Source organism: Pseudomonas moraviensis subsp. stanleyae (assembly GCF_036283065.1).
In the GTDB taxonomy this organism is placed as follows: Bacteria; Pseudomonadota; Gammaproteobacteria; order Pseudomonadales; family Pseudomonadaceae; genus Aquipseudomonas; species Aquipseudomonas stanleyae.
In genome coordinates this window covers 19,193-42,599 of sequence record NZ_JAADJI010000012.1, presented here as the reverse complement: position 1 = coordinate 42,599, position 23,407 = coordinate 19,193, and the positions used below count along the sequence as shown (strand labels likewise).

Genomic DNA, 23,407 nt, shown 5'->3' with positions numbered 1-23,407 from the left:
GCGTGATCGATGATCAGGCCGCCCCTTTTTTTGATGTGTGCAGAATTAACGCTTGCGGGCCAATGCGTTGCGCACGCTTTCCGGTGACATCGTTGAGCTGGAACGGGTCATGGGTTCAACGACGGTCGCTTTAGCCAACTGTTCCTTGCGCTTCGTCACCTGACGCCAGTGGTAAGCGAAATATCCGACTGCTACCACGATCCCCAGCCAACCGAACACCGAACTCACGAAGAACCACAGCGCCAGTGTGATCCACACGGTTTTCGAGTTGAACAACTTCAAACTGTCGTCGGCAGGCACCGGTTCGACCGGCGTCTGTGGCGCCTCCGTTACTTTCTGCATCCCCTGCAGATCAAAGCGCAGCGCGAAGTCCGCCCCGGGCACAGGCACCTCGATCTGATTGCCTTCAGCACGATGCACGCGAATTTCGCCATCGACGAGCGAGACGGAGCTGAAACTGATCTGGGTGTCACAGCGAATCTCGCCGTTGACCAGGGTCACGACCGTTCGTTGTGAGTCAGTGGGAGTGTCGCGCATGTCGATTCCTTGAGCGTTCCACGTCGGACGACGTGCGAAGGGAAAATCCGTTGGAGGCAAATGCTACTGAGTGGCTACTACGCTGTCCAGAAGCGTGAACCCGGCTGCAAGTTATCCGGCTCGAGCGTGTTCGAAGTAACCAGCCTGATGGAAAGCGTGCTTTACATCTGAAACAACATCAGCAACCATGTAAAGGGTCTTTTACATAGGAAGTGAAGAATGAACCGGTACCACCTCGAATTGGGCGCAGCATTAATCCTCTACATGCTGGTGCTGACAGCATCATTGATTGCCTCGCAATACCTGATGGATGCGCACCTCGTGCTGCGCTCGACCGTCGCACTGACGCCGATCATTCCGGCGGCCCTGATGTGCTGGGCCATCGTGCGGAACATGCGGCGCATGGACGAAATGCATCTGCGCATCCAGTTCGAAGCCTTGGGGTTCGCCTTCGCCGCCTCGGCATTGGTGACCTTCAGCTACGGTTTTCTGGAAAACGTCGGCGCCCCGCATATCCCGTGGACGTGTGTGTGGCCGGTAATGGGGCTGATGTGGATTGTCGGCCTGCACATTGCGCGACGCCGCTACCAATGAAAAACCGTCTCAAGGAATTGCGAGCCGAGCGCAAATGGTCGCAGGTCGATCTGGCCGAACGCCTGAACGTGTCGCGCCAGACGATCAACGCCATCGAAAACGAGCGCTACGATCCGAGCCTGCCATTGGCGTTTCAGATTGCCCGGGCGTTCGAGCTGCCGATTGAGAGCATTTTTGATGATGGCGAATCTTGAATGGCAAAAGGGGCTACACACGTTGCCCCTGTTCGATCAACTCCCCGCACCACCATGCGCCTCTTCAAAGAAGTAATCCTTCCAGCTCGCCGCCTTGTTTTTCAACACACCCAGTTCCTGCAATTTTTCGGCATAGATAAACGTGCGTTGCGGCACGACGGTGAAGTCGATTTCCGGGTCTTTGACGATTTGCTCTACCAGTGCCAGCGGCAGTTTCGATTGTTCGACGCGGATGTAGGCTTGGGCGGCGGCGGGTTTGTCGGCCTTGATGATCTTCTCGGCTTCGGCCAGTGCGTCGTAGAACGCCTTGTAGGTTTTCGGGTTTTCGTCGTGGAATTTTTCCGTGGTGTAGAGCACGTTGAACGTCGCCGGGCCGCCGAGGATGTCGTAGGAACTCAGCACTTTGTGCACGTTGGGGTTTTGCAGCGCCTGGTATTGAAAAGGCGGGCTGGAGAAGTGCGAGTTGATTTCCGAGCCGCCGGCGATCAGTGCAGCGGTGGCGTCCGGGTGCGGCAGGCTGACCGAAATGTTGTCAAACTTCTTGAACTGGTCGTCGCCGAATTCCCTGGCGGTTTCGATCTGCAGCGTGCGCGACTGGAAGCCTACGCCCGCGGCTGGCACGGCGATGCGATCCTTGTCGCTGAAGTCCTTCAGGGTTTTGATGTTCGGGTTGTTGGTCAGCAGATAATTGGGCATCGAGCCCAGCGCGGCGATGGCTTTGACGTTCTGTTTGCCCTTGGTGCGGTCCCACACGGTGAGCATCGGCGGCACGCCGGCGGAGACCACGTCCAGCGCCCCGGTCAGCAGCGCCTCGTTCATGGCCGTGGCGCCGGAAATGCTGTTCCAGTCGACCTTGATCTCCAGGCCTTGGGCCTTGCCGTGTTTCTCGATCAGCTGTTGATCGCGCACGACGTCGAGAATCAGGTAACCGACGCCGAATTGTTGGGCGATGCTGATCTTGCCCTCGGCCTGGGCGCCACTGCTGAACAGCGCACCCGCTGCCAGAGTAGCGGCCAACAAAGTCAGCGCAGAACGTTTGAACGGTGTGGCCATGACAACCTCGCAGCATGGGGGTGGGCTGAAAGGCCTGACTTTATAGCTATAAAAAATAGAACTTAAATACCTTTATCGCATATCGATAGCACTGAGCGGTTCGATGTGTACGGTGTGGATATCGCTGGCAGCGGACGGATCTACAACAGTCTGAAACAAAAAACTGCGCAGACTGAAAAGCGGCACTACGTCCGCAACCCGCGGCCGGTCTGGGCTCCCGACATTTAACGGATCGCCAGCCGCAGGTTTAAAAAGCCGATCAGCCTGCCTGTCCTTGGTATCATCACCCACACTTTTCTGACCCTTTGATGACATGCAGGCCTTTTTTGTGAGTGCTCTTTTCAACTGGCTGCGGCGGCCGAATGCCCGCCTCCTGTCCTTGATCGTTTTGGTATTGATCGTGCCGCTGTGCCTGCGCGCGGCGTTGGGCTGGTCAACACCGCTGGGCTTTTTGTCGGATCTGGCCGTCGGCAGTCTGCTGGTGGTAGCACTGCATCGTCGCGCATGGTGGCTGGCCTTGCCGGTGCTGGTGTTCTGGGCGCTGTTGGCGATTGCCACGGCAGAACTGGTCAGCGCCGTCGGCCGCCTGCCGACGCCTTCGGATATTCACTATTTGATCGACCCACAGTTTGTCGAGAACTCTACGGGAGGCGGACTTGCGCACCCTGCCCTGTCTTTCGCTTTGTTGGGCGCACTGAGTTTCTGGCTGCTGACGCAAGTGGCCGGCCGCGGTCTGTCTCGTCCGGCACTGCCGCGCGCTGTCTGGGCCGCGCCAATCGTGTTGTTCGCCGCACACTGGGGCGCGCAAAACCTGTGGCCGAACGACGGCGACGCCTGGCGCCTGTACAACCTGCCGCATCAATTGCTCGCCAGCGAAGTGGCCGACCTGCAGATCCAGGCCGAGGAATGGCTGGACGGCGACCTCGAAGAACCGACACCCGCCATGGCCGGACTCACCGACGTCGACCTCAATGGCCAGAAGCTGTTGGCCGCGCCAGGTCAGGCGCGCAACGTGTTGATCATCGCCCTGGAAGGCATTCCCGGCGCCTACATCCGCGCCAACCGCGAGGCAATCGGCAGTCATTATCAGGAAGACCTGATGCCCAATCTCAGCCGTTGGGCCGAGCGCGGCATGAACACCCCGGATTACGTGCTGCACACCCATCAGACCATTCGCGGTCTGTACGCGATGCTTTGCGGTGACTACGACAAGCTCAACAATGGCACGCCCAAAGGCGTGGAAATGCTCACCCTCAACGAGCGCAATCAAGCCTGTCTGCCGGCGCAGCTGCGCGAACACGGTTTCAGCACCCACTATTTGCAGGGCGCTGGCCTGCGCTTCATGGCCAAAGACAAGATCATGCCGCACATCGGTTTTGATGCGACCCACGGCCTGGAATGGTTCAGCAACAACAACTACCTGGAGTTCCCGTGGGGCAAGGATGACAAGGCGTTTTTCGAAGGTGCGCTGGATTACGTCGGCCAACTGAAAAAGCACAAACAGCCGTGGATGCTGACCTTGCTGACAGTCGGCACCCACCAGCCCTACTCCGCACCGGACGATTATCTGCAGCGTTATGAAACGCCGAAGCAGGCCGCCGTCGGTTATCTCGACGATGCGCTGGACCAGTTCCTTTCGGGGCTGGAGCGCCAAGGCGTTCTGCAAGACACGCTGGTGGTGATCACTTCGGATGAATCTCATGGCATCGATGGCGTGCGCCTCGCCTCTTCGTGGGGTTTCAACCTGACGCTGGCGCCGGAACAGGCGCAGCTGCCGCGGCTGAATGCCGGGGTGTATGGCCATGTCGATCTGAGCACCTCGATCCTCGATTATTTCGACCTGCCGGTGCCGACGGCGCTGAGCGGTCGTTCGCTGTTTCGCGACTACGATTCGGGACGAGAAATCATGTCGTTCACCAACGGCAAACTGCGCTACCACAACGGTCAGGGCATCTTCTCCGAGTGCGACCTGCCGCGCCGCTGCCGTTATTACCAGAGCGCTGGCTTCATTGCCGATAGCGCGATCTACAAAGGCACCTACAGCGGTCACCCGGCCCGGCAGATCGCCGCACGCGCCGATGCGCTTGACCTGTCCTTGCTGCGCACTCCGCTCAATCATCGCTACCAGTTCGGCAGCAACAACATCATCCCCCTGCAAGCGCAGATCAACGATGACTGGGCCGACAACCTGATCGGCGCGCAATACCTGGAAATGCCCAAAGGCTCACACACCCGCGTGCGCCTGACCGTGCGCTCGGTCGACCCGCAGCAGGCGGCGTACATCCAGCTCAAGGCCAAGCAATTCGAACAGGACGTGCAACTGGGCCTGCCCGCAGAAATGGTCGCCACGGCGGATCAGCCACTGGAGCTGGATTTCAGTTTCGACAACCCGCAGCCGCGCAAAGCCTTCTCGTTTCATTTGTTGGGGTATGGCAATGGCGCAGTTGAAGTCAGCGATTTCAGTGTCATCACCGAATTGCCTGGCCAGGAAGACATCCTCGACGACATGCCGGAGGACGACACCGCGCAATCGAGTTAAAGTCTCGTATCGATGAATCCAGTGTTGAAGCAACCAGATGCAGTCAGATCTGGAAGCCTCAACACACTGGAGACATCAGCGCGTGATATCGAATTCGCCTGTCACTCTGTTGCCTTTCGCTACCCACGCGATAGTGCCTTTTACAGATTTGCGTTCGTTGTAAAAAGTTACATCCACCGAACCAGATTCAACGACTATCGGATCAGCGTCGATCATCGCGATCCACTTGAGTTCACCCGAAGGGTGAGTAACGGTATGAGGGCCATTAGCTGCCAAGTCAGCCGGTACGGAAAACGCAACCAGATGTTGATTACCTGTATTCGCGACAACAGCAAGGTTCAACCCCATATCGGGGAATCCAACGACGCCTGTTGTCATAAATACGACGCCATTGTTCAACGCGATAAAGCTGCCGGCTCCAGTTGCTTCCGGGTAGTCTAAGTCAGCTAGCTTGGACATGCTGATGCTCCATTTTCAGTTAAGGCAAATATGCCTTTACCGAATCTATTGTCATTGGTGAAAGCGCACACTGGCAGATCTGACAGTCCTTCAGAACCTTTGGAAATCAATCAGCCGAAATTCATTCCATATTCAGCGAAAGAGTCAGCCTATGAGTTGCCAAGACTGCGGCTATTAGCCGACTTGCCAACTCGGGTCTAGCCTTACCAGTCCGAAGTCGGCACGAGCCGGCCGCAGACCTGATAGGGATCCGAACATGGCAAACGAATCGAAATGCCCGTTCAACCACGCCGCTGGTGGAGGTACGACGAACCGTGACTGGTGGCCGAATCAACTCAATCTGAAAATCCTCAGCCAGCATTCACCCAAGTCCGATCCGCTGGGCCAGGACTTCGACTACGCCAAAGCCTTCAAAAGCCTCGATTTTCAGGCGCTGAAACAAGACATCAGAGCGCTGATGACCGATTCCCAGGACTGGTGGCCAGCCGACTTCGGCCATTACGGTCCGCTGTTCGTGCGCATGGCCTGGCACAGCGCCGGCACTTATCGCACCGCCGACGGCCGTGGCGGCGCCGGTTCCGGTCAGCAACGCTTTGCCCCACTGAACAGCTGGCCGGACAACGTCAGCCTCGACAAGGCCCGCCGCTTGCTGTGGCCGATCAAGCAGAAATACGGTCGCAATATTTCCTGGGCCGACCTGATTGTGCTAACTGGCAACGTCGCGCTGGAATCGATGGGCTTCAAGACTTTCGGTTTCTCCGGCGGCCGCGCGGATGTCTGGGAACCGGATGAAGACGTTTATTGGGGCTCGGAAACCGAGTGGCTCGGCGGTGACAACCGTTACGGCAAGAGCAACGGCCCGGTGCAAGAGCCCGGCGACGGCACGCTGGTAGCCGAGCCCGATTTGCATGGCCGTGAGGAAAGCCGCACCGATCAGGGCGAACGCAATCTGGAAAATCCCCTCGCCGCCGTACAGATGGGCCTGATCTACGTCAACCCGGAAGGCCCTGAAGGCAACCCGGACCCGGTGGCCTCGGCCAAGGATATTCGCGAAACTTTCGGCCGCATGGCCATGAACGACGAAGAAACCGTGGCGCTGATTGCGGGCGGCCACGCGTTCGGCAAGACCCACGGCGCCGGCCCGGCCGACAATGTCGGTCCGGAACCGGAAGCAGCTGGCCTTGAACAACAAGGTCTGGGCTGGAAAAACGCCTTCGGCACCGGCAAAGGCGCCGACACCATCACCAGTGGTCTGGAGGTGACCTGGACCACCACACCGACACAGTGGAGCAACAACTATCTGGAGAACCTGTTCGGCTTCGAGTGGGAACTGAGCAAAAGCCCGGCGGGCGCCAATCAGTGGCAACCGAAAAACGGCGCAGGTGCCGGCACCGTTCCCCACGCTCACGATCCGAACAAAAAGCTCTCGCCGACCATGCTCACTTCCGATCTGGCGCTGCGCTTCGATCCGGCCTATGAACAGATCTCGCGGCGCTTCCTGGCCAATCCCGATCAACTCGCCGACGCGTTCGCCCGCGCCTGGTACAAGTTGATCCATCGTGACATGGGGCCACTCTCTCGTTACCTCGGCCCGGAACTGCCGCAAGAGGAGTTGCTCTGGCAAGACCCGCTGCCCGAAGTGACGCACCCGCTGATCGATGACAGCGACGCCACGGCGCTGAAAAACAAGGTGCTGGATTCAGGGTTGTCGGTGTCGCAACTGGTCTCCACCGCGTGGGCGGCGGCGTCGACTTTCCGCGGTTCGGACAAGCGCGGCGGCGCCAACGGCGGGCGCTTGCGTCTGGCCCCGCAGAAGTTCTGGCAGGCCAACCAGCCCGAGCAACTGGACAAGGTGCTGAGTACGCTGGAAGGCATTCAGAACGAGTTCAACGGTTCTGCTGCCAATGGCAAGAAGATCTCGCTGGCGGACCTGATCGTCCTGGCCGGTAACGCCGGGGTGGAAAAAGCTGCGCAGAACGCCGGACATTCGGTGTCGGTGCCGTTTTCACCGGGCCGCGTCGATGCTTCGCAGGAGCAGACCGATGTCGAATCGTTCGGCTTCCTCGAACCGATCGCCGATGGTTTCCGCAATTACAGCAAAGGCAAATACACGGTTGCGGCGGAAACCCTGCTGATCGACAAGGCGCAATTGCTCACCCTCACCGCACCGGAAATGACGGTGCTGCTGGGTGGCCTGCGAGTGTTGAACACCAACGTCGGGCAGACAAAGCACGGCGTATTCACCGACAAACCCGAAACCCTGAGCAATGACTTCTTCACCAACCTGCTGGACATGGGCGTGGAGTGGACACCGACGTCACGGGATGCCGATCAGTTCGAGGGACGAGAGCGCAAGACCGGAGCGGCGAAATGGACAGCGACGCGGGTGGATCTGGTGTTCGGCTCCAATGCGCAATTGCGCGCCTTGGCCGAGGTGTACGCCAGCGCCGATGCGAAGACGCAGTTCGTCAATGATTTCGTCAAGGCATGGACGAAGGTGATGAATCTGGATCGGTTTGACCTGCGCAAATAGCTGTTTCTTGTGCCAATGAAAATGCCGCTCGTTGAGCGGCATTTTTGTGTTTGCTTCGGGTTATGTGGTGCCTGAGATAACCAGCCCCTCACCCCAGCCCTCTTCCAATGGGAGAGGGGGAAAGGGAGCTGATCGAGGGCTTTTGAGATCTTGAGTTCGACTCGGTAATTCAGGTCGGCGGATAGAAAAAGGCAGCTCGGTCAGTCCCCTCTCCCTCTGGGAGAGGGTTAGGTGAGGGGCGGTCTGAAGCTGGAATACGGATCTCTATGATCATCAAAATCAAAAGATCGCAGCCTCGTTTCATTCGGCAGCTCCTCCGGGATCGGGATTACGCCAGGCTTTTGCTTACCACTTCATACACGTCGCTGGACAGCGACCCGGATGCCAGAATCCGCTCCAGCTCAGCCTTCATCAGTGCCTGACGCGCGCTGTCGTATTTGCGCCAGCGGGTCAGCGGCGCCAGTTGGCGTGAGGCGATCTGGGGGTTGAAGCCGTTCAGTTCGATCACCAGATCGGCGAGGAAACGATAACCGGAACCGTCCGCCGCGTGGAAGTTGATCAGGTTCTGCCCGGCGAAGGCGCCGATCAGAGCGCGTACCTTGTTCGGGTTCTTGATGTTGAACGCCGGGTGCTGCATCAACGCCTTCACGCGCTCCAGCCCGCCCGGCAGGGTGCTGCCGGCTTGCACGCTGAACCACTGGTCCATGACCAGCGGATTGTCCTTGAAGTGCTCGGCGAAGCTGGCCAATGCCAGCGCCTTCTGCTCTTCGAACGGCGAGTTGACCAGCACCGCCAGCGCGGTCAGGCGCTCGGTCATGTTGTCGGCAGTCTCGAACTGCTCCAGCGCCGCCGCCAATACTTCCGGCTTGCCGCTGAGCATCAGGTACGACAGGGCAATGTTCTGCAGTGCGCGACGGGCGAAGTGCTCGGCCTCGGCCACGTACGGGGTCTTTTTCGACAGGTCGCGGTTGGCCTGATAACGCAGCCACAGCGCTTCGAACAAGCCTTCGGCAAGTTGCTTGCGGGCGAATTCGCGCGCGACATGAATCGCCTCGACGTCGGCCACTTCGCTGATCTCGGTCAGATACGCCTCACCCGGCAGCGAGAGCATTTCGGCAACCATCGCCTGATCCAGCGACTCGTCGGACAGCACCGTGCGCAGCGCCGTCACAAGACGCGGATCGAGCGTCAGGCTTTCGCCCTTCTGATGCTGGTCGATCAACTCCTGCAACACTTGCACCGACAATTGCTGACCGGCATCCCAGCGGTTGAAGCCGTCGCTGTCGTGCTGCATCAGGAACATCAGCTGATCGCGGTTGTACGGGAAACTCAGTTTCACCGGCGCCGAGAAGCCACGCAGCAGCGATGGCAACGGCTGTTCGTTGATGTCGACGAAAGTGAAGGTCTGCTCGGCTTCGGTGACCGAAATCACCCGAGTGGTGCCTTGTGCCGAGGCTTCGCCAGCCAGGCGCAGGGCGATTTCGTTGCCCTGGCTGTCGAGCAGGCCGAGCTCGACCGGAATCACGAATGGCAGCTTTTCTACCTTGTCGGGAGTCGGCGGGCAGCTCTGGCGGAAGGTCAGGCTGTAGGTTTTTGCCGCCGCGTCGTAAGACTCGCTCACCGCCAGACGCGGCGTACCGGCCTGGCTGTACCAGCGCTTGAACTGACTGAGGTCGACGCCATTGGCATCTTCCATGGCCTTGACGAAGTCGTCACAGGTCACGGCCTGACCGTCGTGGCGTTCGAAATACAGATCGCTGCCCTTACGGAAGCCTTCGGCACCGAGCAAGGTGTGGATCATGCCGACCACTTCCGAGCCCTTTTCGTACACGGTCAGGGTGTAGAAGTTGGATATCTCGATGAAGCTGTCCGGGCGCACGGCGTGGGCCATGGGGCCGGCATCTTCGGCGAACTGGTGGGTGCGCAGGTAGGCGACATCCTGAATGCGCTTGACCGTCGCCGAGTTCATGTCCGAGGAGAAACCGGCATCGCGGAACACCGTGAAACCTTCCTTCAGCGACAGCTGGAACCAGTCACGGCAGGTCACGCGGTTGCCCGACCAGTTGTGGAAGTATTCGTGGGCGACGATCGCCTCGACCCGCTGGTGGGCGGCGTCGGTGGCAGTTTCGGCGCGGGCCAGCACGGCGCTGGAGTTGAAGATGTTGAGGCCCTTGTTCTCCATCGCACCCATGTTGAAATCGTTGACGGCGACGATCATGAAGATGTCCAGGTCGTACTCGCGACCGTAAACCTCTTCGTCCCAGCGCATGGATTTCTTCAGGCTGTTCATCGCGTGCTGGCACTTGTCGATGTTTTCCGGCTCGACATAAATACGCAGCGCGACGTTGCGCTGGCTCATGGTGGTGAAGGTGTCTTCGACGCACCACAGATCACCGGCCACCAGCGCAAACAGGTAGGCCGGTTTCTTGAACGGGTCTTCCCAGGTCGCCCAGTGCCGGCCGTCTTCGCCGGGGCCGGAAGCGATCGGGTTGCCGTTGGAGAGCAGCACCGGGTAGCTGTGCTGTTCGGCCACGACGGTGGTGGTGAACTTGCTCATCACGTCCGGGCGATCGAGGTAATAGGTGATCTTGCGGAAACCCTCGGCCTCGCACTGGGTGCAGAACATCGTGCCGGACTTGTACAGGCCTTCCAGCGCGGTGTTGGTTTCCGGGTGGATGCGCACGCTGGTGTCGAGGGTGAAGGTTTCACTGGTCGGCTGCAGGGTCAGGTGGCTGTCGGAGACTTGGTAGTCCGCGGGGCTCAGCTCCTGGTCCGCCAGCGTCACCGAAAGCAGCTCCAGTTGCTGGCCGTCGAGTACCAGCGGCGGCAGGCCGGCGCCGCGCTCGGGGTTGCGGCGCATCACCAGTTGCGCGTGAACCAGGCTGTGGTCCTCGAACAACTCGAAGGTCAGGTGCGTTTCGTCGATCAGGTACTCGGGCGCCTGATAGTCCTTGAGGTAAATCATCTTCGGTTGTTCGGTGCGCATGCTGGAATCCTTATTGATGCACGGCGAGCTGGTAGGCCGTGTATTTACGAATGTTGATCACGCCGGTGTCGAAGATCAGGTACTGGCCCTTGATCCCCAGCAGCGTGCCTTCGGCAATCGGGTTCTTGTCCAGGTTGAAGCTGACGATTTTCGCCGGGTATTGCTCGACGGGATAGCGGATTTCCAACGGTTCGACATCAGCAATCGTCTGAATTGCCTGTAGGCCGAATCGCTCCTGCAAGCCTTGCAGGCCTTCGGCGCAGCTTTCGAACAACTGATCGCGCACCTGCGCCAGATCCACCGCCGCCGCGTCGCCCTTGAGCAGTGCGCGCCAGTTGGTCTTGTCCGCCACCTGGCTGCGGAACAGGTCTTCGACAAAGCCCGATTGCTGGCGGGTCGACACGCGCATGATCGGCAGCGCCTGACTCGCGCCCTGATCGAGCCAGCGGGTCGGTAACTGCGTGGCACGGGTGATGCCGACCTTGATGCCTGACGAATTGGCCAGGTAAACCACATGGTCGGTCATGCAGAATTTCTCGCCCCACTCCGGATCGCGGCAGGTGCCGGCGTCGAAGTGGCAGCGCTCCGGGCTCATGATGCACAGGTCGCACTGCGCCAGCTTGGTCATGCACGGGTAGCAATAACCCTGACTGAAACTGGTTTTGGTCCTGCGCCCGCAATGGGTGCAGTGGATCGCCCCCAAAAATTCCAGACGCAGGGTACTGCCGATCAACGGATTGACCGGCACCTCGACGTCATCCAGACGAAACGCGTACTGCACGTTCGACCCGTCCAGGCGCGCCGACATTTTGCTGATTGCACCGCGGCCAATCTCGATCAATGGATGGCATCCGACTTGAACAGAATGTTCGGCACTTCGATCGACTTCGACGCACATTCCTGCGGGCCCATATAGCCAGTGCGCTGATCTTCCGGCAGGTTCTGGATCTCCCAGGCGATCATCGCCTGCAACGACAGTTCGCGCTGTTCGGCGGTGAGTTTGTTGCCGTCCGACCATTTGCCGATTTCCACGGCCAGTTTCAGGCTTTCGTAGATGTCCGGGGTGATGTTGCTGATCATGTCGTTGAAAGAGGACATCAGGGTCTCCGTGCTCTTTACTGAAGCAAAAATTTTAGACGGCCAGTTTACGGCGGTTATACAAACCGCCCAACAAACCGGTGAAGCATCCGATGAGTAACCCGCTCAGGTGCGCGGCATTGGCGATCTGGCCGAAACCGATCAGCGAGATCAGCCCGGACATGCACACCACCAGCCAGACCAGCATCATCACCAACACACCGCGCGGCAGGCGATAGGCCGGGTTCGGCGCCAGCAGCTGGAAGATCCAGCAGTGCCCGAGCAAGCCGTACAGCACGCCGGACAGACCACCAAACAGACTCGGGCCGCTCCAGACGAACTGCGCGTAGTTGGAGACAAGACTGAACAGCAGCGTCAGGCCGATCAGGTTGATGCTGCCCTGGCGCGACTCGATGCGCCGCCCCAGTTCCCAGTACCACATGCCGTTCATGGCCAGATGGAGGATGCCGAAGTGGATCAGCATCGGCGTGACCAGCCGCCACCACTGCCCTGCCGCCAGGCTGTCGGCCAGCGGCGTGAAGTGGATGTACTCGCCGATCACGCGGAAATCGAGGAAGGTCAGCCACCGCAGCGTCTCGAGGTTTTCGCCGAGGAAGGTCAGACCGGCGACGATCAGGCTCAACAGCAGAATGAAGCCGGTGGCCCTGGCGCGTTTCAGCTGTTCGGCAAAACTCGGCCGTTTGAAGGTCTGGCCCACGGGAATGTCCAGTTGCTGTTCCGGGTCGCCGGCCGGAAAGCGCTCGTACAGCGAACGCACGTCCTCGCTGATTTCTTCCGGCGCCCACAGCACCTGCTCGCCCGCCTCTTCGCTGACCCGATGGGGCACCTGCATGCGTTGCAGCAGTTTGACGAAACCGCTCAAATCCACCGCCAACGGCAGACGCAATACCGCTACCGCGCTCATTGCAGCACCTCCGGCCGCTCGACATCGACCCAGACGAATTTTTGCGGATCCAGACGCGTTTCCTGATCCAGACGATAGGCCACCAGTTTGCCGTAGAGCACCGCGCTGTAATCCAGGCACGCGAGGTTTGGCCGGATCGGCGCCGGTTTGCCGCTGCGCCAGTAGTGGCCGACGAACAGCAACGGCTCGTCGACGCCGTAGCGCAGCAGGGAGTTCTTTTCCGTGGATGTCAGCGGCGTCTGCGCGACAGGTTCTGGCAAGGCATCGGGCTGGAAGACGATGTCGCCGTAGGTTTTCGGGTCGTCTTCCCAGAACTTGGTGCGGAAGAACGAGCGCACCAGACCGTCGCCGCTGGTCATGGTCAACCCGCCCGGCAGGCGCATGTCGGTACCACGCAGCAAGCGGTCGAACACGGTGCAGGCAAAACTGCCGGGAACGGCCGATGCCTGGAGGAAATGCTCATCGACGCAGCCGTCGGGGAACAACGCCTGCAGCGGCTCGATCAGTCCGGCGTCCCAGCAGGCGTGGACGACGCGGAAACGCCCGGCATCGACGAACAGCGGCAGCTCGTAGAACCACTGTTGGAAGTCATGCCAGTCGCCGGGGTGGTTTTCGAATTGCGTCAGGGTTTCCTGCAGCAGGCGCGCATGGCGTTTGGTGTGTTCGCGCACGAACTGCTTGCCGCTGCCCGGTGGGGCCGGCGTCACCCAGCCGAGCGCGTTGAACTCATGATTGCCCATGATGCACAGCGCCTGCCCTGCCTCGACCATGTCATGGACGATGTGCAGCGCCTCGCGGATGCGCGGGCCACGGTCGATGATGTCGCCGACGAACACCGCCATGCGTGACGGATGGCGCCAGACCCCGCCCTGCTTGTGATAACCGAGACGGTCCAGCAAGTGTTCGAGGGTCAGAGCGCATCCGTGCACGTCACCGATCAGGTCGTAACTGCGCGCGGGATCGAGCATCAGTCGCCTCCGCCCCCCAGCTTGCTGCCCCAGCCAAGCTTGGTGCGGCACACCTCGTAGTAATTGTGATCGAGCGGATGAATCAGGCGCAGTTTCTGCGCTTTCTTGCTCACGGTGATGGTGTCGCCCGGTGCGCAGGTGAAGTGGTTCTGGCCGTCGCAGGAGACCTGCGGGTAAATCTGCATATCTTTGGACACGACGATTTTCAGCTCACTGTTGCCATCGACCACGATCGGCCGTCCCGACAAGGTATGGGGGTACATCGGCACAATCACAATAGCGTCGAGCTTGGGATGCATGATCGGGCCACCGGCGGACAGCGCATAGGCGGTGGAACCGGTCGGTGTGGCGACGATCAGGCCGTCGGCCTTCTGGCTGCAGACGAACTGGCCGTCGATGTACAGCTCGAATTCGATCATCCGCGTCGATTTGCCCGGGTGCAGCACCACATCGTTGAGCGCATCGCCCTGGCCGATGGCCTCGCCGTGGCGACGTACTTCGGCTTGCAGCAGGAAGCGGTTTTCTACCAGATAGTGGCCGTCGAGCACTTCGGCGACCTTGATTTCCAGCTCATCCGGACGAATATCGGTGAGGAAGCCGAGGCTGCCACGGTTGATGCCCAGCACCGGAATATTGTGTCTGGCCAGCGCCCGCGCGGCGCCGAGCAGGCTGCCGTCACCGCCGACGACGATGACCATGTCGCAGACTTCGCCGAGCATCTTGCGCGACGAGGTTTGCAGGCCATGGCCGGGCAGGACTTCAGCGATGGTGTCTTCGAGGATCACATGCAGGTGACGGTCGAGCAGAAAGCGTTTCAGTCGGCGGACGGTATCCAGCACCTGGGAACTGCCCAGGCGACCGATGATGCCGATATTACGAAATTGCTCCATGGGACCTCTGCGGACAATCGAAAACGCGAAAACCCGATTATGGGCGAAAGCGCCAGATAGACAAAATCCTTTCAGCCTCAAGGGTGGGCTCAGGTTTAAGGCTATGCTCGCAAGATGATCCTGTTTCCCGACTTGTTGCAGTTGCCCCATCAATTACGCCATCCCGAAGTGCGGGACCTGGCGTGGGTGATCCTTGCGCCGCCGATGCTCGCCGCCACGCCGTGGCCACAGCGCCATCCGCTGGCCGGCAGCGACTGGGTGCACGACCCGCAGCGCCTCGAGCACTGGTTGCGCCAGCTCGACCGCGACAGTTACGGCCTGCTGCAATGGCTGTCGCAGGCGCGCACGCGGCGTCTGGGCCTGTATTACGAGCGTTTGTGGCAGTTCGCAGTGGAGCATGCGCCGGGTATCGAACTGATCGCCGCCAACCTGCCGATCCGCCGCGCCGGGCACACCCTGGGCGAGCTGGATATGCTGCTGCGTGACCGCGACGGCGTGCATCATCTGGAACTGGCGATCAAGCTTTACCTCGGCCCGCAAAATGGCGAGGGCCGTGATCCGGCGCAATGGCTGGGGCCAGGTTGCCATGACCGACTGGATCGCAAACTGGCGCATCTGGCCGAGCATCAATTGCCGATCTCGGCGCGTCCGGAAAGCCGCGAAGTACTCGCGGCGCTGGACATCGAAACCTTCAGCGCGCAGCTGTGGCTGGGCGGTTATCTGCTGTATCCGTGGCCGGGGCAGGCCGAATCACCGCACGGCGCGCATCCGCACCATCTGCGTGGCAGTTGGCTGCATCAGCAAGACTGGCCGGCGTTTGTCGCGCAGCGCCCGCCAGGACGCTGGCAACCCCTGCCCCGCCACGCCTGGCTGGCGCCGGCGCATTACCTGGCGGATCAGGTCTGGGCGGATGAGCATTTGCGTTTGTGGCTGGAAGATCTGCCGCCGCTGGCCCCGGCGCAGTTGATGGTGCGCCTGACCGAGAATGCCCAGGGCAAATGGGAAGAGGCGGAGCGGTTGTTTCTGGTGGCGGATCTCTGGCCGAATGTCCCCGGCCAAGCCTGAGATTTGTGGTGTCTGACCCAATTCGCGAGCAGGCTCGCTCCCACAGGGACCGCATTCCAGATTTGAAATGCATTCTATGTGGGAGCGAGCCTGCTCGCGAAAAGGACAACTCGGTCTATATGGATAACCGCAAAGCCAATGCCGCCAACGTCACCAGCAACACCGGCACGGTCAACACAATCCCGACGCGGAAGTAATAACCCCAGCCAATATGGATGCCCTTGCGCTCCAGCACATGCAGCCATAACAACGTTGCCAGGCTGCCGATCGGAGTGATTTTCGGCCCCAGGTCGCTGCCAATCACGTTGGCGTAGATCATCGCCTCCTTGATCACCCCACTGGCCTGGCTGGCATCAATCGACAGCAATCCAATGAGCACGGTCGGCAGGTTGTTCATGATCGACGACAACAGCGCCGTCAGCACGCCGGTGCCCATGGCCGCGCCCCATACGCCGTGGCCGGCGAATACGTCCAGCCAGCCGGCGAGATAACTGGTGAGCCCGGCGTTACGCAGGCCGTAGACCACCAGATACATGCCCAGCGAAAAAATCACGATCTGCCATGGCGCCTCTTTCATCACTTTGCGCGTGGAGATCTTGTGGCCGCGCGCGGCGATGCCCAGCAGCAGCGCGGCGCACACTGCCGAAATTGCGCTGATCGGAATGCCCAGCGGTTCGAGGGCGAAGCAGCCGATCAACAGGATCACCAATACCGCCCAGCCAGCGTAGAACGTCGCCTTGTCGTGGATCGCGGTGTTTGGGTTTTCCAGTTGTTCAGGGTCGTAAGACGCAGGAATGTCGCGGCGGAAGAACCACAGCAACATGCCCAACGTCGCCGCGACGCTGACGAAGTTGACCGGCACCATCACCGCGGCATAACGGTTGAAGCCGATATGGAAGAAGTCCGCGGAAACGATGTTGACCAGGTTCGACACCACCAGCGGCAGGCTCGCCGTGTCGGCGATAAATCCGGCGCCCATGACGAAGGCCAGCGTCGCCGCCGGTGAGAATCGCAGCGCCAGCAACATCGAAATCACAATCGGTGTGAGAATCAGCGCCGCGCCGTCATTGGCGAACAGCGCCGAGACCAGCGCGCCGAGCAGCACCATGAAGGCAAACAGCTTGCGCCCACTGCCCCGCCCCCAACGCGCCACGTGCAGCGCCGCCCAGTTGAAGAAGCCAGCCTCGTCGAGCAGCAGGCTGATGATGATCAGTGCGACGAAGGTGCCGGTGGCGTTCCAGATGATCTGCCAGACCAGCGGAATATCCGTGAGGTGAACGACGCCGAAGATCAACGCCAGCACGGCGCCCAGCGTTGCACTCCAGCCGACGCCAAGGCCCTTGGGTTGCCAGATGACGAGGGTGATGGTCAGCAGGAAAATCAGTGACGCAGCGAGCATTCGCAGAAGCCTTCAAATATGGAAACGGGTGGAGATCGAACAAATGTGGGAGCGAGCCTGCTCGCGAAGGCGGTGTGTCAGACATGAAATTATTATCTGACACACAGCTTTCGCGAGCAGGCTCGCTCCCACAGTGAGTCTCAGTGAGATTATTTCTTGTGTTGCTCTACGAACTGGCCGTAGGCATCGATGAATTTCTGCAGGAACGGCTTTACCGATTCGCTCAGCTTGCCCGCTTCGTCAAACGCATTGCCCGCACCGCCCAGATACGCTTCAGGCTGTTGCAGGCAATGGATATCGAGGAAAACAAAGGTCTGGCGCAGGTGCTGGTTGGCGCCGAAACCGCCGATGGCGCCTGGCGAAACGCTGATCACCGCGCCGGGTTTGCCGCTCCACGCGCTCTGGCCATAAGGGCGGGAGCCGACGTCGATGGCGTTCTTCAATGGTGCCGGGATCGAGCGGTTGTACTCGGGGGTGACAAACAGCACCGCGTCGGATGACGCCACTTTCTGACGGAAAGTGCTGTAGGCTGCGGGCGGAGAATCGCCGTCGATGTCTTCGTTGTACAGCGGCAGTTCACCGATTTCGACAATCTCCAGCTTGAGATTGGCCGGTGCCAGTTCGGCGAGGGCCAGTGCGACTTTGCGATTGATCGATGCTTTGCGCAGGCTACCGACCACTACAGCGACGTTGTAGACATTGCTCATGTATGACTCTCGATGGTCTGTGGGAAGAGTCGCTAGTTATAGATGATCCACTGACGCTTTCACCAGTGTTCATTGGTTTTTCCTGCGCGAGGAATATTTTTTTCCTGTACGAAAACTTACCGGGCTTGGTGACGGTCTACAAAGCCGCAAATCAAGCGTTTTATCTCCAGAGGTTCTAAGCAGATGGCAGCAGTACTCGTCGGTCAGTTTCATGCAAGAGACGCGGAAGGCCGTGTTTATTCGGTGCATGAATTCCAGGAATCGAACCCGTCTGCAGACGGATCCACTGGCTCGGAGCCCATTTACCGACTGGCCATTGGCGATCGAGTCAACAAGGTCAGTGACAGCGAGTTCCTCCTGGTTCAATCAGGCATTACCCTGATCCGCGAACCTGAGCCAACCGTCGCTCAATAACCCTGGGTTATGAGCAGAAGTCATGCGTGCAGACTTGGGGTAGGATTCAGCGTCTGCCCCCACCTGCTGAACATGGACTTCACGCATGCGTTTACGCCACATCGAAGTGATTCAGGCGCTCTTGCAGACCGGTCACCTGGGCACCGCCGCCGAATGGCTGCAATTGCCCGTGACCGAAGTCGAAGAGCGTTTGCGCGAAGCCGAGAGTCAGCTGGGGTTCATGCTGTTTGCCAGCGTTCGCGGACGCCTGCAATCGACGCCCGAAGCGCGCGCCTTGCAAGTGGAAATCGCGCACATCTATGAGGCGCTGGAGCCGGTGCAGCGTCTGGCCAGCAGCCTCAAGCAATACCTCGCCCCGCCCCTGCGCATCATCGGCACCCCGCCGCTGGCTCAACAGCTGTTGCCGCAAAGCCTGGCGGCCCTGCGCCGCCGTTTGCCGGATGCACCTTGCAGCCTGCTCAGCGCACCGACACGCGACATCGTCCGCAGCCTGTTACTGCGCGAAAGCGATCTGGGCCTGAGCCTGCACGATCCCGAGCACGCCGATATCCACTGTCAGCCGTTGGCCCAGGGCAAGCTGCAATTGCTTGCGCCGCACGGCTGGCTGCAGCCGAAACAGAAATACATTTCCGTGGCGGATCTGGCCGGTCAGGCCATGGTCGGTCTCGAGGGTCAGGATCCGCTGAGCCCGGCGCTGGAAAACAAACTGCAGGCCTTGCGCCCGGCGCCGAGTATTCAGACCCGCGTGCAGACCCATCAAATGATGCGCAGCATGGTCGAGGCCGGCGAAGGCCTGGCCATCGTCGATCCCTTCACCGCTTTGGGCGCCCGCGCCGGCGGGCTGGACGTGTGCCCGTTATCACCGGCGGTGCCGATCAGCCTCTACGCCCTGACCTTCAAGCACGCCGCGCCGTCAGCGGCGATTCAGGCGCTGCTGGCAATCATCACGGAACAAGCCGAGGCGATGTTGTCGAGCTGAGTGGTTTTTCCAGCGGGTTGTCGAACAGGCGATACCAGAACAATGCGACTTCGGCGGTATGCGGATCGATGCCGCGATAGCGCAGGTGATCGATGCCGCCAATCACGTAACCGCAGCGCTCATATAGCCGACAGGCGCCGAGGTTGTTGTTCTGGGTTTCAAGCATGATGCCCGGCAGTTTTTTCTTGCGACTCCAGAACTGCGCGACATCGAGCAACGCCTTGGCCACGCCGTGGCGCCGGGCCGGGGCGTGCACCGCCAGTTCATCAATGTGGGCAAAGCCGTTCCAGTTGGTGCTGATTACCAAGTGGCCGACCGGTTCGTCGTCCAGGTACGCCATGAAAATCGCGCTGTCGGGCGCATTGTGAAAGGCGCTGAATTCTTCGGGATCGATGCCGTAGCACTTGCGGTACGGCACGATCGGCGTCACCGGCCATTGCTCGACCGGTTTGCCGATCACGGCCGCACCATAGGCGGCGACCTCGAAACTGAAGTCGCTGCCCCAGATATATGGCGCAAAACCTTCGTCGGCGACCCGCACCGACAACCCTGGGTATTTCGGATTCATGACCGGTTGCATACTGGGAAAGGTCCTCATTCCTTGACGCAGCCGACGCTGTCGACCTTGATGTCGCGATGGATGATTGCCAGCGCAAATTTCAACTCTTTGTACATGCGGCTCAGTGTCCTGAGGCGGCAGATCTGCACCTGCCAATGCTCTCAGGGTAGAGGGTTGCAGCGGATGTGGCGAGGGTGGCAACTTGGCTCCATGTCGCCAAACGCAAAAAATCGCCGCCTTCCTCGTCCCTTACTATGGAATGCAATCCCCGTAGGAGCTGCCGAAGGCTGCGATCTTTTGATCTTCTGATCTTTTGTTTTTTCGATCTTTCAGGCCTGCGCATCAGCCTCGGCAATCTGTGTCCACAACGCTGGCGCTCCTGCCGATTTGGCAATGATTTCCAACCGCACCAGATGCGCCGCCAGTTCTTCTTCGGTCGCGCGGATGATGCGTGCTGGCTGACGATCAACCGGCAGACGACGGATTTCCGTGGCCGAGTTGTCCGCGCCCTCACCCGTGCCATTGCCGTCGGAGGCGTTGCCGGCCAACGACAGGCTGGTCTGGCCGCCGGTCATGGTCAGGTAGACGTCGGCGAGGATCTCCGAGTCGAGCAAGGCGCCGTGCAACTCACGGCCGGAGTTGTCGACGCCGTAACGCTTGCACAACGCATCGAGGCTGTTGCGCTGCCCCGGATGACGCTCCCGGGCCATCATCAGGGTGTCGAGGATCGTGCAGTGCTGAGTGATGTCAGCGCGATCGTGCTGGCCCATCAAGGCGAATTCGTTGTTGATGAAGCCAACGTCGAACGCCGCGTTGTGGATGATCAGCTGCGCGCCTTTGATGAACTCGAAGAACTCGTCGGCGACCTCGGCAAAGCGCGGCTTGCCGACGAGGAATTCATTGGTGATGCCGTGCACACCGATCGCACCCTCGTCGCTCTCGCGATCCGGTTGCAGATAAACGTGAAAGTGCCGGCCCGTCAGGCGCCGACCGATCAGTTCGACGCAACCGATTTCAATGATCCGGTGACCATCGGTCACCGGCATGCCGGTGGTTTCGGTATCGAGTACAACGGATCTGGTGGCCATCAGTGTTCAATTCTCAACGGGGTCAATCGTGCAAAGGCGCGGATATTAACACGCTCGGTGGGGTGTTTCAGTCAGACCGTGGCGAGCCCTTCGCGAGCAGGCTCGCTCCCACATTGGAATGTATTCCAATTCAAGGTCTGGAATACATTTCCCTGTGGGAGCGAGCCTGCTCGCGAATGGGCGCACCACGGTTAGAAGCGGAATCAGCTCTGCTTGTAACCACGCACTTCGTCAACACCCCGGTTGGCCAACTGGTCCGCCCGCTCGTTACCGTGATGGCCAATATGCCCGCGCACCCATTTCCAGGTGACTTTGTGGCGGTTGACCTGCTCGTCCAGCTCTTTCCACAGATCGGCGTTCTTCACCGGTTCTTTTGCGGCAGTCTTCCAGCCGCGCTTTTTCCAGTTGGCCATCCACTCGTTGATGCCTTTCATCACGTATTGCGAGTCGGTCACCAGCAGCACTTCGCAGGGACGCTTGAGTGCTTCGAGGCCGCGGATCGCGCCGAGCAGTTCCATGCGGTTGTTGGTGGTGTTGGCCTCGCCGCCCCACAGTTCCTTTTCGACGCCCTTGCACACCAGCAGCGCGCCCCAGCCGCCGGGGCCGGGGTTGCCCTTGCAGGCGCCGTCGGTGAACAGTTCTACGGTGTCGACGCTTTCCACGCTTTCGCTCATGCCAGTCTTTCCAGAAAAATGCCTGTCCTGCCGATCACGAATCGACAGTGACCGCGGCCGGGACAAGCCCGGCCACAAATAAAAGAGGGTTTACGGTTCGATACGGCGGCGATTGACCTTGGCCATCGGCAGCGGAATCAGCTTGCCCATCGGCTCGCGACGCTCCTGGCGCAACGGCCGGAGCCCCACCACGATCTTGCGCGCCACCAACAGATAGAAGCCGCCGCCAGACAATTGCCAGTCGCCGGCCTTGCGTTCCCAGCCGGCCAGACGGTTCTGCCACTTGGGCGACGCGAGCGGCGGACGATAGCACCCGAAGCGGCGTTTCTCCAGCGCGAAGCCCAGCAGATTGAGCCAGTCGGCGACCCGCGACGGCGAGATGCAGCGCGCCTTGCGCAAGGCGTCGTTGGCGAAGAAATGCCGCAGGCCCCAAGTGCTCCAGGGATTGATGCCGATGATCAGCAAATGCCCGCCGGGACGCACGCTGCTCGCCGCTTCACGCAGCAAACCGTGGGGCGACAGGCAGAAATCCAGACCATGCTGCATCACCACCACGTCGGCGGCGTGCTCGCTCAACGGCCAGGCCTGCTCTTCGCAGACGATCTCGACCCCGGGCAACGGCGCGCCAAGACGCACGTTGCGCTGCACTTGCGGCGCCGCCGGCGGGGTTTCGGCGGACGGGCCGTAATGCACCAGATAACCGCCGAAGAACCGGCCGAGCTCGTCATCGAGCATGCGCCGCTCTTCATCCAGCAGAAATTGCCCGAGCGGCCCCGACAGCCATTCGCGGGCGGCGCTGATCAATGCCAGCCAGTCGGGATCGGCCTGAGCGAACGCTTTATCGGTCATGTCATTCTCCAACGCGCCAGGAACTACTAAGATGCGCCAATGTTTTCCGCTTGGCGAATTCCGACGATGATACAGATCAGTGCCCTGCCCGCCTTCACCGACAACTACATCTGGTTGTTACAGGATCATCAGACCCAGCGCTGTGCGGTGGTCGATCCGGGCGACGCCGCCCCGGTGCAGGCGTGGCTCGATGCGCATCCGGGCTGGGTGCTCAGCGATATTCTGATCACCCACCATCACCACGACCACGTCGGCGGTGTCGAGCGCCTGAAAGCCGCGACCGGCGCCAAGGTCTACGGCCCGGCCAGCGAAAGCATCCCGGCGCGCGACGTAGCGCTGAAGGACAACGACAGCGTCAGCGTGCTCGGCTGGGACTTCGACGTCTACGCGGTGCCCGGTCACACCCTGGGGCACATCGCCTATTACCACCACGGCCTGCTGTTCTGCGGCGATACCCTGTTCGCCGCCGGTTGCGGCCGGCTGTTCGAAGGCACGCCCGAGCAGATGTATCACTCGCTCAGCCGTCTCGCGGCGCTGCCGGAAGATACCCTGGTCTACTGCACCCATGAATACACTTTGAGCAATCTCAAGTTTGCCGCCGCCGTCGAGCCGGGCAATCGGCATGTTGCCGCCCGTCTGGAAAAGGTCACTCAGCAACGGCAGAACGGCGTGATGACACTGCCGTCGACGTTGGCCCTGGAAAAACTGACCAATCCGTTTTTACGCGCTTCTGAAACATTGGTTACACAAAAAGTGGACGAACGGGAAGGCGCTCAAAACCGGGCGCCGAGTGAGGTTTTTGCGGCTCTGCGGGCATGGAAAGACAAGTTCTGACGACCGCGCCGGCCGGGGCAAAAATTCTCAATGGTTGACCGCAGGGGGTGCGCTTTCTAGAATCGCCCGACATTTTTGCCCGGA

The 23,407-nt window shown here is 60.3% G+C and carries 23 protein-coding genes; 8 read left to right on the top strand and 15 right to left on the bottom strand.

The annotated features are described in order from the left end of the window. Positions 1–45: 45 nt before the first annotated feature. Positions 46–537, bottom strand: coding sequence for a hypothetical protein (locus GXB78_RS21635; protein ID WP_329516907.1), 492 nt, complete (start codon positions 535–537; stop codon positions 46–48). 219 nt (positions 538–756) lie between these two features. Here GXB78_RS21635 and GXB78_RS21630 point away from each other — a divergent pair, with 219 nt between their 5' ends. Together GXB78_RS21630 and GXB78_RS21625 are read left to right on the top strand one after the other, a co-directional pair. Next, positions 757–1,131: a hypothetical protein gene (locus tag GXB78_RS21630; RefSeq protein ID WP_329516906.1), complete on the top strand. Its 375-nt coding sequence runs from the start codon at positions 757–759 to the stop codon at positions 1,129–1,131. Beyond that, on the top strand, positions 1,128–1,325 hold the full coding sequence (locus GXB78_RS21625; RefSeq protein WP_101159038.1) for a helix-turn-helix transcriptional regulator: 198 nt from the start codon (positions 1,128–1,130) through the stop codon (positions 1,323–1,325). Before GXB78_RS21630 ends, GXB78_RS21625 begins: the two co-directional genes overlap by 4 nt. A 36-nt stretch (positions 1,326–1,361) precedes the next feature. On the opposite strand, the gene GXB78_RS21620 is transcribed toward GXB78_RS21625, so the two are convergent. Next, entirely contained in the window at positions 1,362–2,378 is a 1,017-nt protein-coding gene (locus tag GXB78_RS21620; protein ID WP_329516905.1) for an ABC transporter substrate-binding protein, read from the bottom strand. Positions 2,379–2,706: 328 nt separating this feature from the next. Between GXB78_RS21620 and GXB78_RS21615 the strand changes: the two genes are divergently transcribed. Next, positions 2,707–4,917 (top strand): LTA synthase family protein, encoded by a 2,211-nt coding sequence (locus GXB78_RS21615; RefSeq protein ID WP_329516904.1) that lies wholly within the window; start codon positions 2,707–2,709, stop codon positions 4,915–4,917. A gap of 75 nt (positions 4,918–4,992) precedes the next feature. Here the strand turns inward: GXB78_RS21615 and GXB78_RS21610 are convergent, their stop codons facing one another. Beyond that, positions 4,993–5,376 (bottom strand): hypothetical protein, encoded by a 384-nt coding sequence (locus GXB78_RS21610; RefSeq protein WP_329516903.1) that lies wholly within the window; start codon positions 5,374–5,376, stop codon positions 4,993–4,995. A gap of 256 nt (positions 5,377–5,632) precedes the next feature. On the opposite strand from GXB78_RS21610, the gene katG reads away from it, so the two are divergent. Beyond that, a complete protein-coding gene (gene katG, locus GXB78_RS21605) occupies positions 5,633–7,909 on the top strand; it encodes a catalase/peroxidase HPI (protein ID WP_329516902.1) in 2,277 nt (758 codons plus the stop codon). Positions 7,910–8,237: 328 nt separating this feature from the next. On the opposite strand, the gene pepN is transcribed toward katG, so the two are convergent. The 6 genes from pepN to GXB78_RS21575 are packed head-to-tail and all read right to left on the bottom strand — an operon-like array spanning position 8,238 to position 14,755. Then, a complete protein-coding gene (gene pepN / locus GXB78_RS21600; protein ID WP_329516901.1) occupies positions 8,238–10,895 on the bottom strand; it encodes an aminopeptidase N in 2,658 nt (885 codons plus the stop codon). A 10-nt stretch (positions 10,896–10,905) separates the two neighbouring features. After that, complete coding sequence (locus GXB78_RS21595; protein ID WP_329516900.1) at positions 10,906–11,736, bottom strand: DUF2797 domain-containing protein; 831 nt, start codon at positions 11,734–11,736, stop codon at positions 10,906–10,908. Beyond that, complete coding sequence (locus GXB78_RS21590; protein WP_042609561.1) at positions 11,733–11,993, bottom strand: YeaC family protein; 261 nt, start codon at positions 11,991–11,993, stop codon at positions 11,733–11,735. The genes GXB78_RS21595 and GXB78_RS21590 overlap by 4 nt, the downstream gene beginning before the upstream one ends. Positions 11,994–12,027: 34 nt before the next feature. Beyond that, positions 12,028–12,897 carry a rhomboid family intramembrane serine protease gene (locus GXB78_RS21585; RefSeq protein ID WP_329516899.1) on the bottom strand — a complete coding sequence of 290 codons (870 nt, stop codon included), beginning with the start codon at positions 12,895–12,897 and terminating at the stop codon, positions 12,028–12,030. Then, a complete protein-coding gene (locus GXB78_RS21580; protein WP_116657598.1) occupies positions 12,894–13,865 on the bottom strand; it encodes a metallophosphoesterase in 972 nt (323 codons plus the stop codon). Before GXB78_RS21580 ends, GXB78_RS21585 begins: the two co-directional genes overlap by 4 nt. Beyond that, on the bottom strand, positions 13,865–14,755 hold the full coding sequence (locus GXB78_RS21575; RefSeq protein WP_041480619.1) for an NAD(+) kinase: 891 nt from the start codon (positions 14,753–14,755) through the stop codon (positions 13,865–13,867). The genes GXB78_RS21580 and GXB78_RS21575 overlap by 1 nt, the downstream gene beginning before the upstream one ends. Positions 14,756–14,869: 114 nt before the next feature. On the opposite strand from GXB78_RS21575, the gene GXB78_RS21570 reads away from it, so the two are divergent. After that, positions 14,870–15,820, top strand: coding sequence for a DUF1853 family protein (locus tag GXB78_RS21570; protein ID WP_329516898.1), 951 nt, complete (start codon positions 14,870–14,872; stop codon positions 15,818–15,820). Positions 15,821–15,935: 115 nt separating this feature from the next. On the opposite strand, the gene GXB78_RS21565 is transcribed toward GXB78_RS21570, so the two are convergent. Continuing rightward, positions 15,936–17,219: an arsenic transporter gene (locus GXB78_RS21565; protein WP_329516897.1), complete on the bottom strand. Its 1,284-nt coding sequence runs from the start codon at positions 17,217–17,219 to the stop codon at positions 15,936–15,938. Between the two features lie 149 nt (positions 17,220–17,368). Continuing rightward, a complete protein-coding gene (locus tag GXB78_RS21560) occupies positions 17,369–17,926 on the bottom strand; it encodes an NADPH-dependent FMN reductase (RefSeq protein WP_042609556.1) in 558 nt (185 codons plus the stop codon). A 183-nt stretch (positions 17,927–18,109) separates the two neighbouring features. On the opposite strand from GXB78_RS21560, the gene GXB78_RS21555 reads away from it, so the two are divergent. Both GXB78_RS21555 and GXB78_RS21550 read left to right on the top strand, forming a co-directional pair. Next, a complete protein-coding gene (locus GXB78_RS21555; RefSeq protein ID WP_016774209.1) occupies positions 18,110–18,340 on the top strand; it encodes a hypothetical protein in 231 nt (76 codons plus the stop codon). A gap of 85 nt (positions 18,341–18,425) precedes the next feature. After that, positions 18,426–19,319 carry a LysR substrate-binding domain-containing protein gene (locus GXB78_RS21550; protein ID WP_329516896.1) on the top strand — a complete coding sequence of 298 codons (894 nt, stop codon included), beginning with the start codon at positions 18,426–18,428 and terminating at the stop codon, positions 19,317–19,319. Here the strand turns inward: GXB78_RS21550 and GXB78_RS21545 are convergent. The 4 genes from GXB78_RS21545 to GXB78_RS21530 form a co-directional block, all read right to left on the bottom strand. Continuing rightward, positions 19,285–19,899 (bottom strand): GNAT family N-acetyltransferase, encoded by a 615-nt coding sequence (locus tag GXB78_RS21545; protein ID WP_329516895.1) that lies wholly within the window; start codon positions 19,897–19,899, stop codon positions 19,285–19,287. The genes GXB78_RS21550 and GXB78_RS21545 overlap by 35 nt on opposite strands. 308 nt (positions 19,900–20,207) lie before the next feature. Further along, positions 20,208–20,966 (bottom strand): DNA polymerase III subunit epsilon, encoded by a 759-nt coding sequence (gene dnaQ / locus GXB78_RS21540; RefSeq protein WP_133339872.1) that lies wholly within the window; start codon positions 20,964–20,966, stop codon positions 20,208–20,210. A gap of 203 nt (positions 20,967–21,169) precedes the next feature. Then, entirely contained in the window at positions 21,170–21,640 is a 471-nt protein-coding gene (gene rnhA / locus GXB78_RS21535; RefSeq protein WP_007910572.1) for a ribonuclease HI, read from the bottom strand. Between the two features lie 90 nt (positions 21,641–21,730). Beyond that, on the bottom strand, positions 21,731–22,489 hold the full coding sequence (locus tag GXB78_RS21530; protein ID WP_041480625.1) for a class I SAM-dependent methyltransferase: 759 nt from the start codon (positions 22,487–22,489) through the stop codon (positions 21,731–21,733). 66 nt (positions 22,490–22,555) lie between these two features. Between GXB78_RS21530 and gloB the strand changes: the two genes are divergently transcribed. Next, positions 22,556–23,323 (top strand): hydroxyacylglutathione hydrolase, encoded by a 768-nt coding sequence (gloB, locus tag GXB78_RS21525; protein ID WP_329516894.1) that lies wholly within the window; start codon positions 22,556–22,558, stop codon positions 23,321–23,323. Positions 23,324–23,407 lie beyond the last annotated feature (84 nt).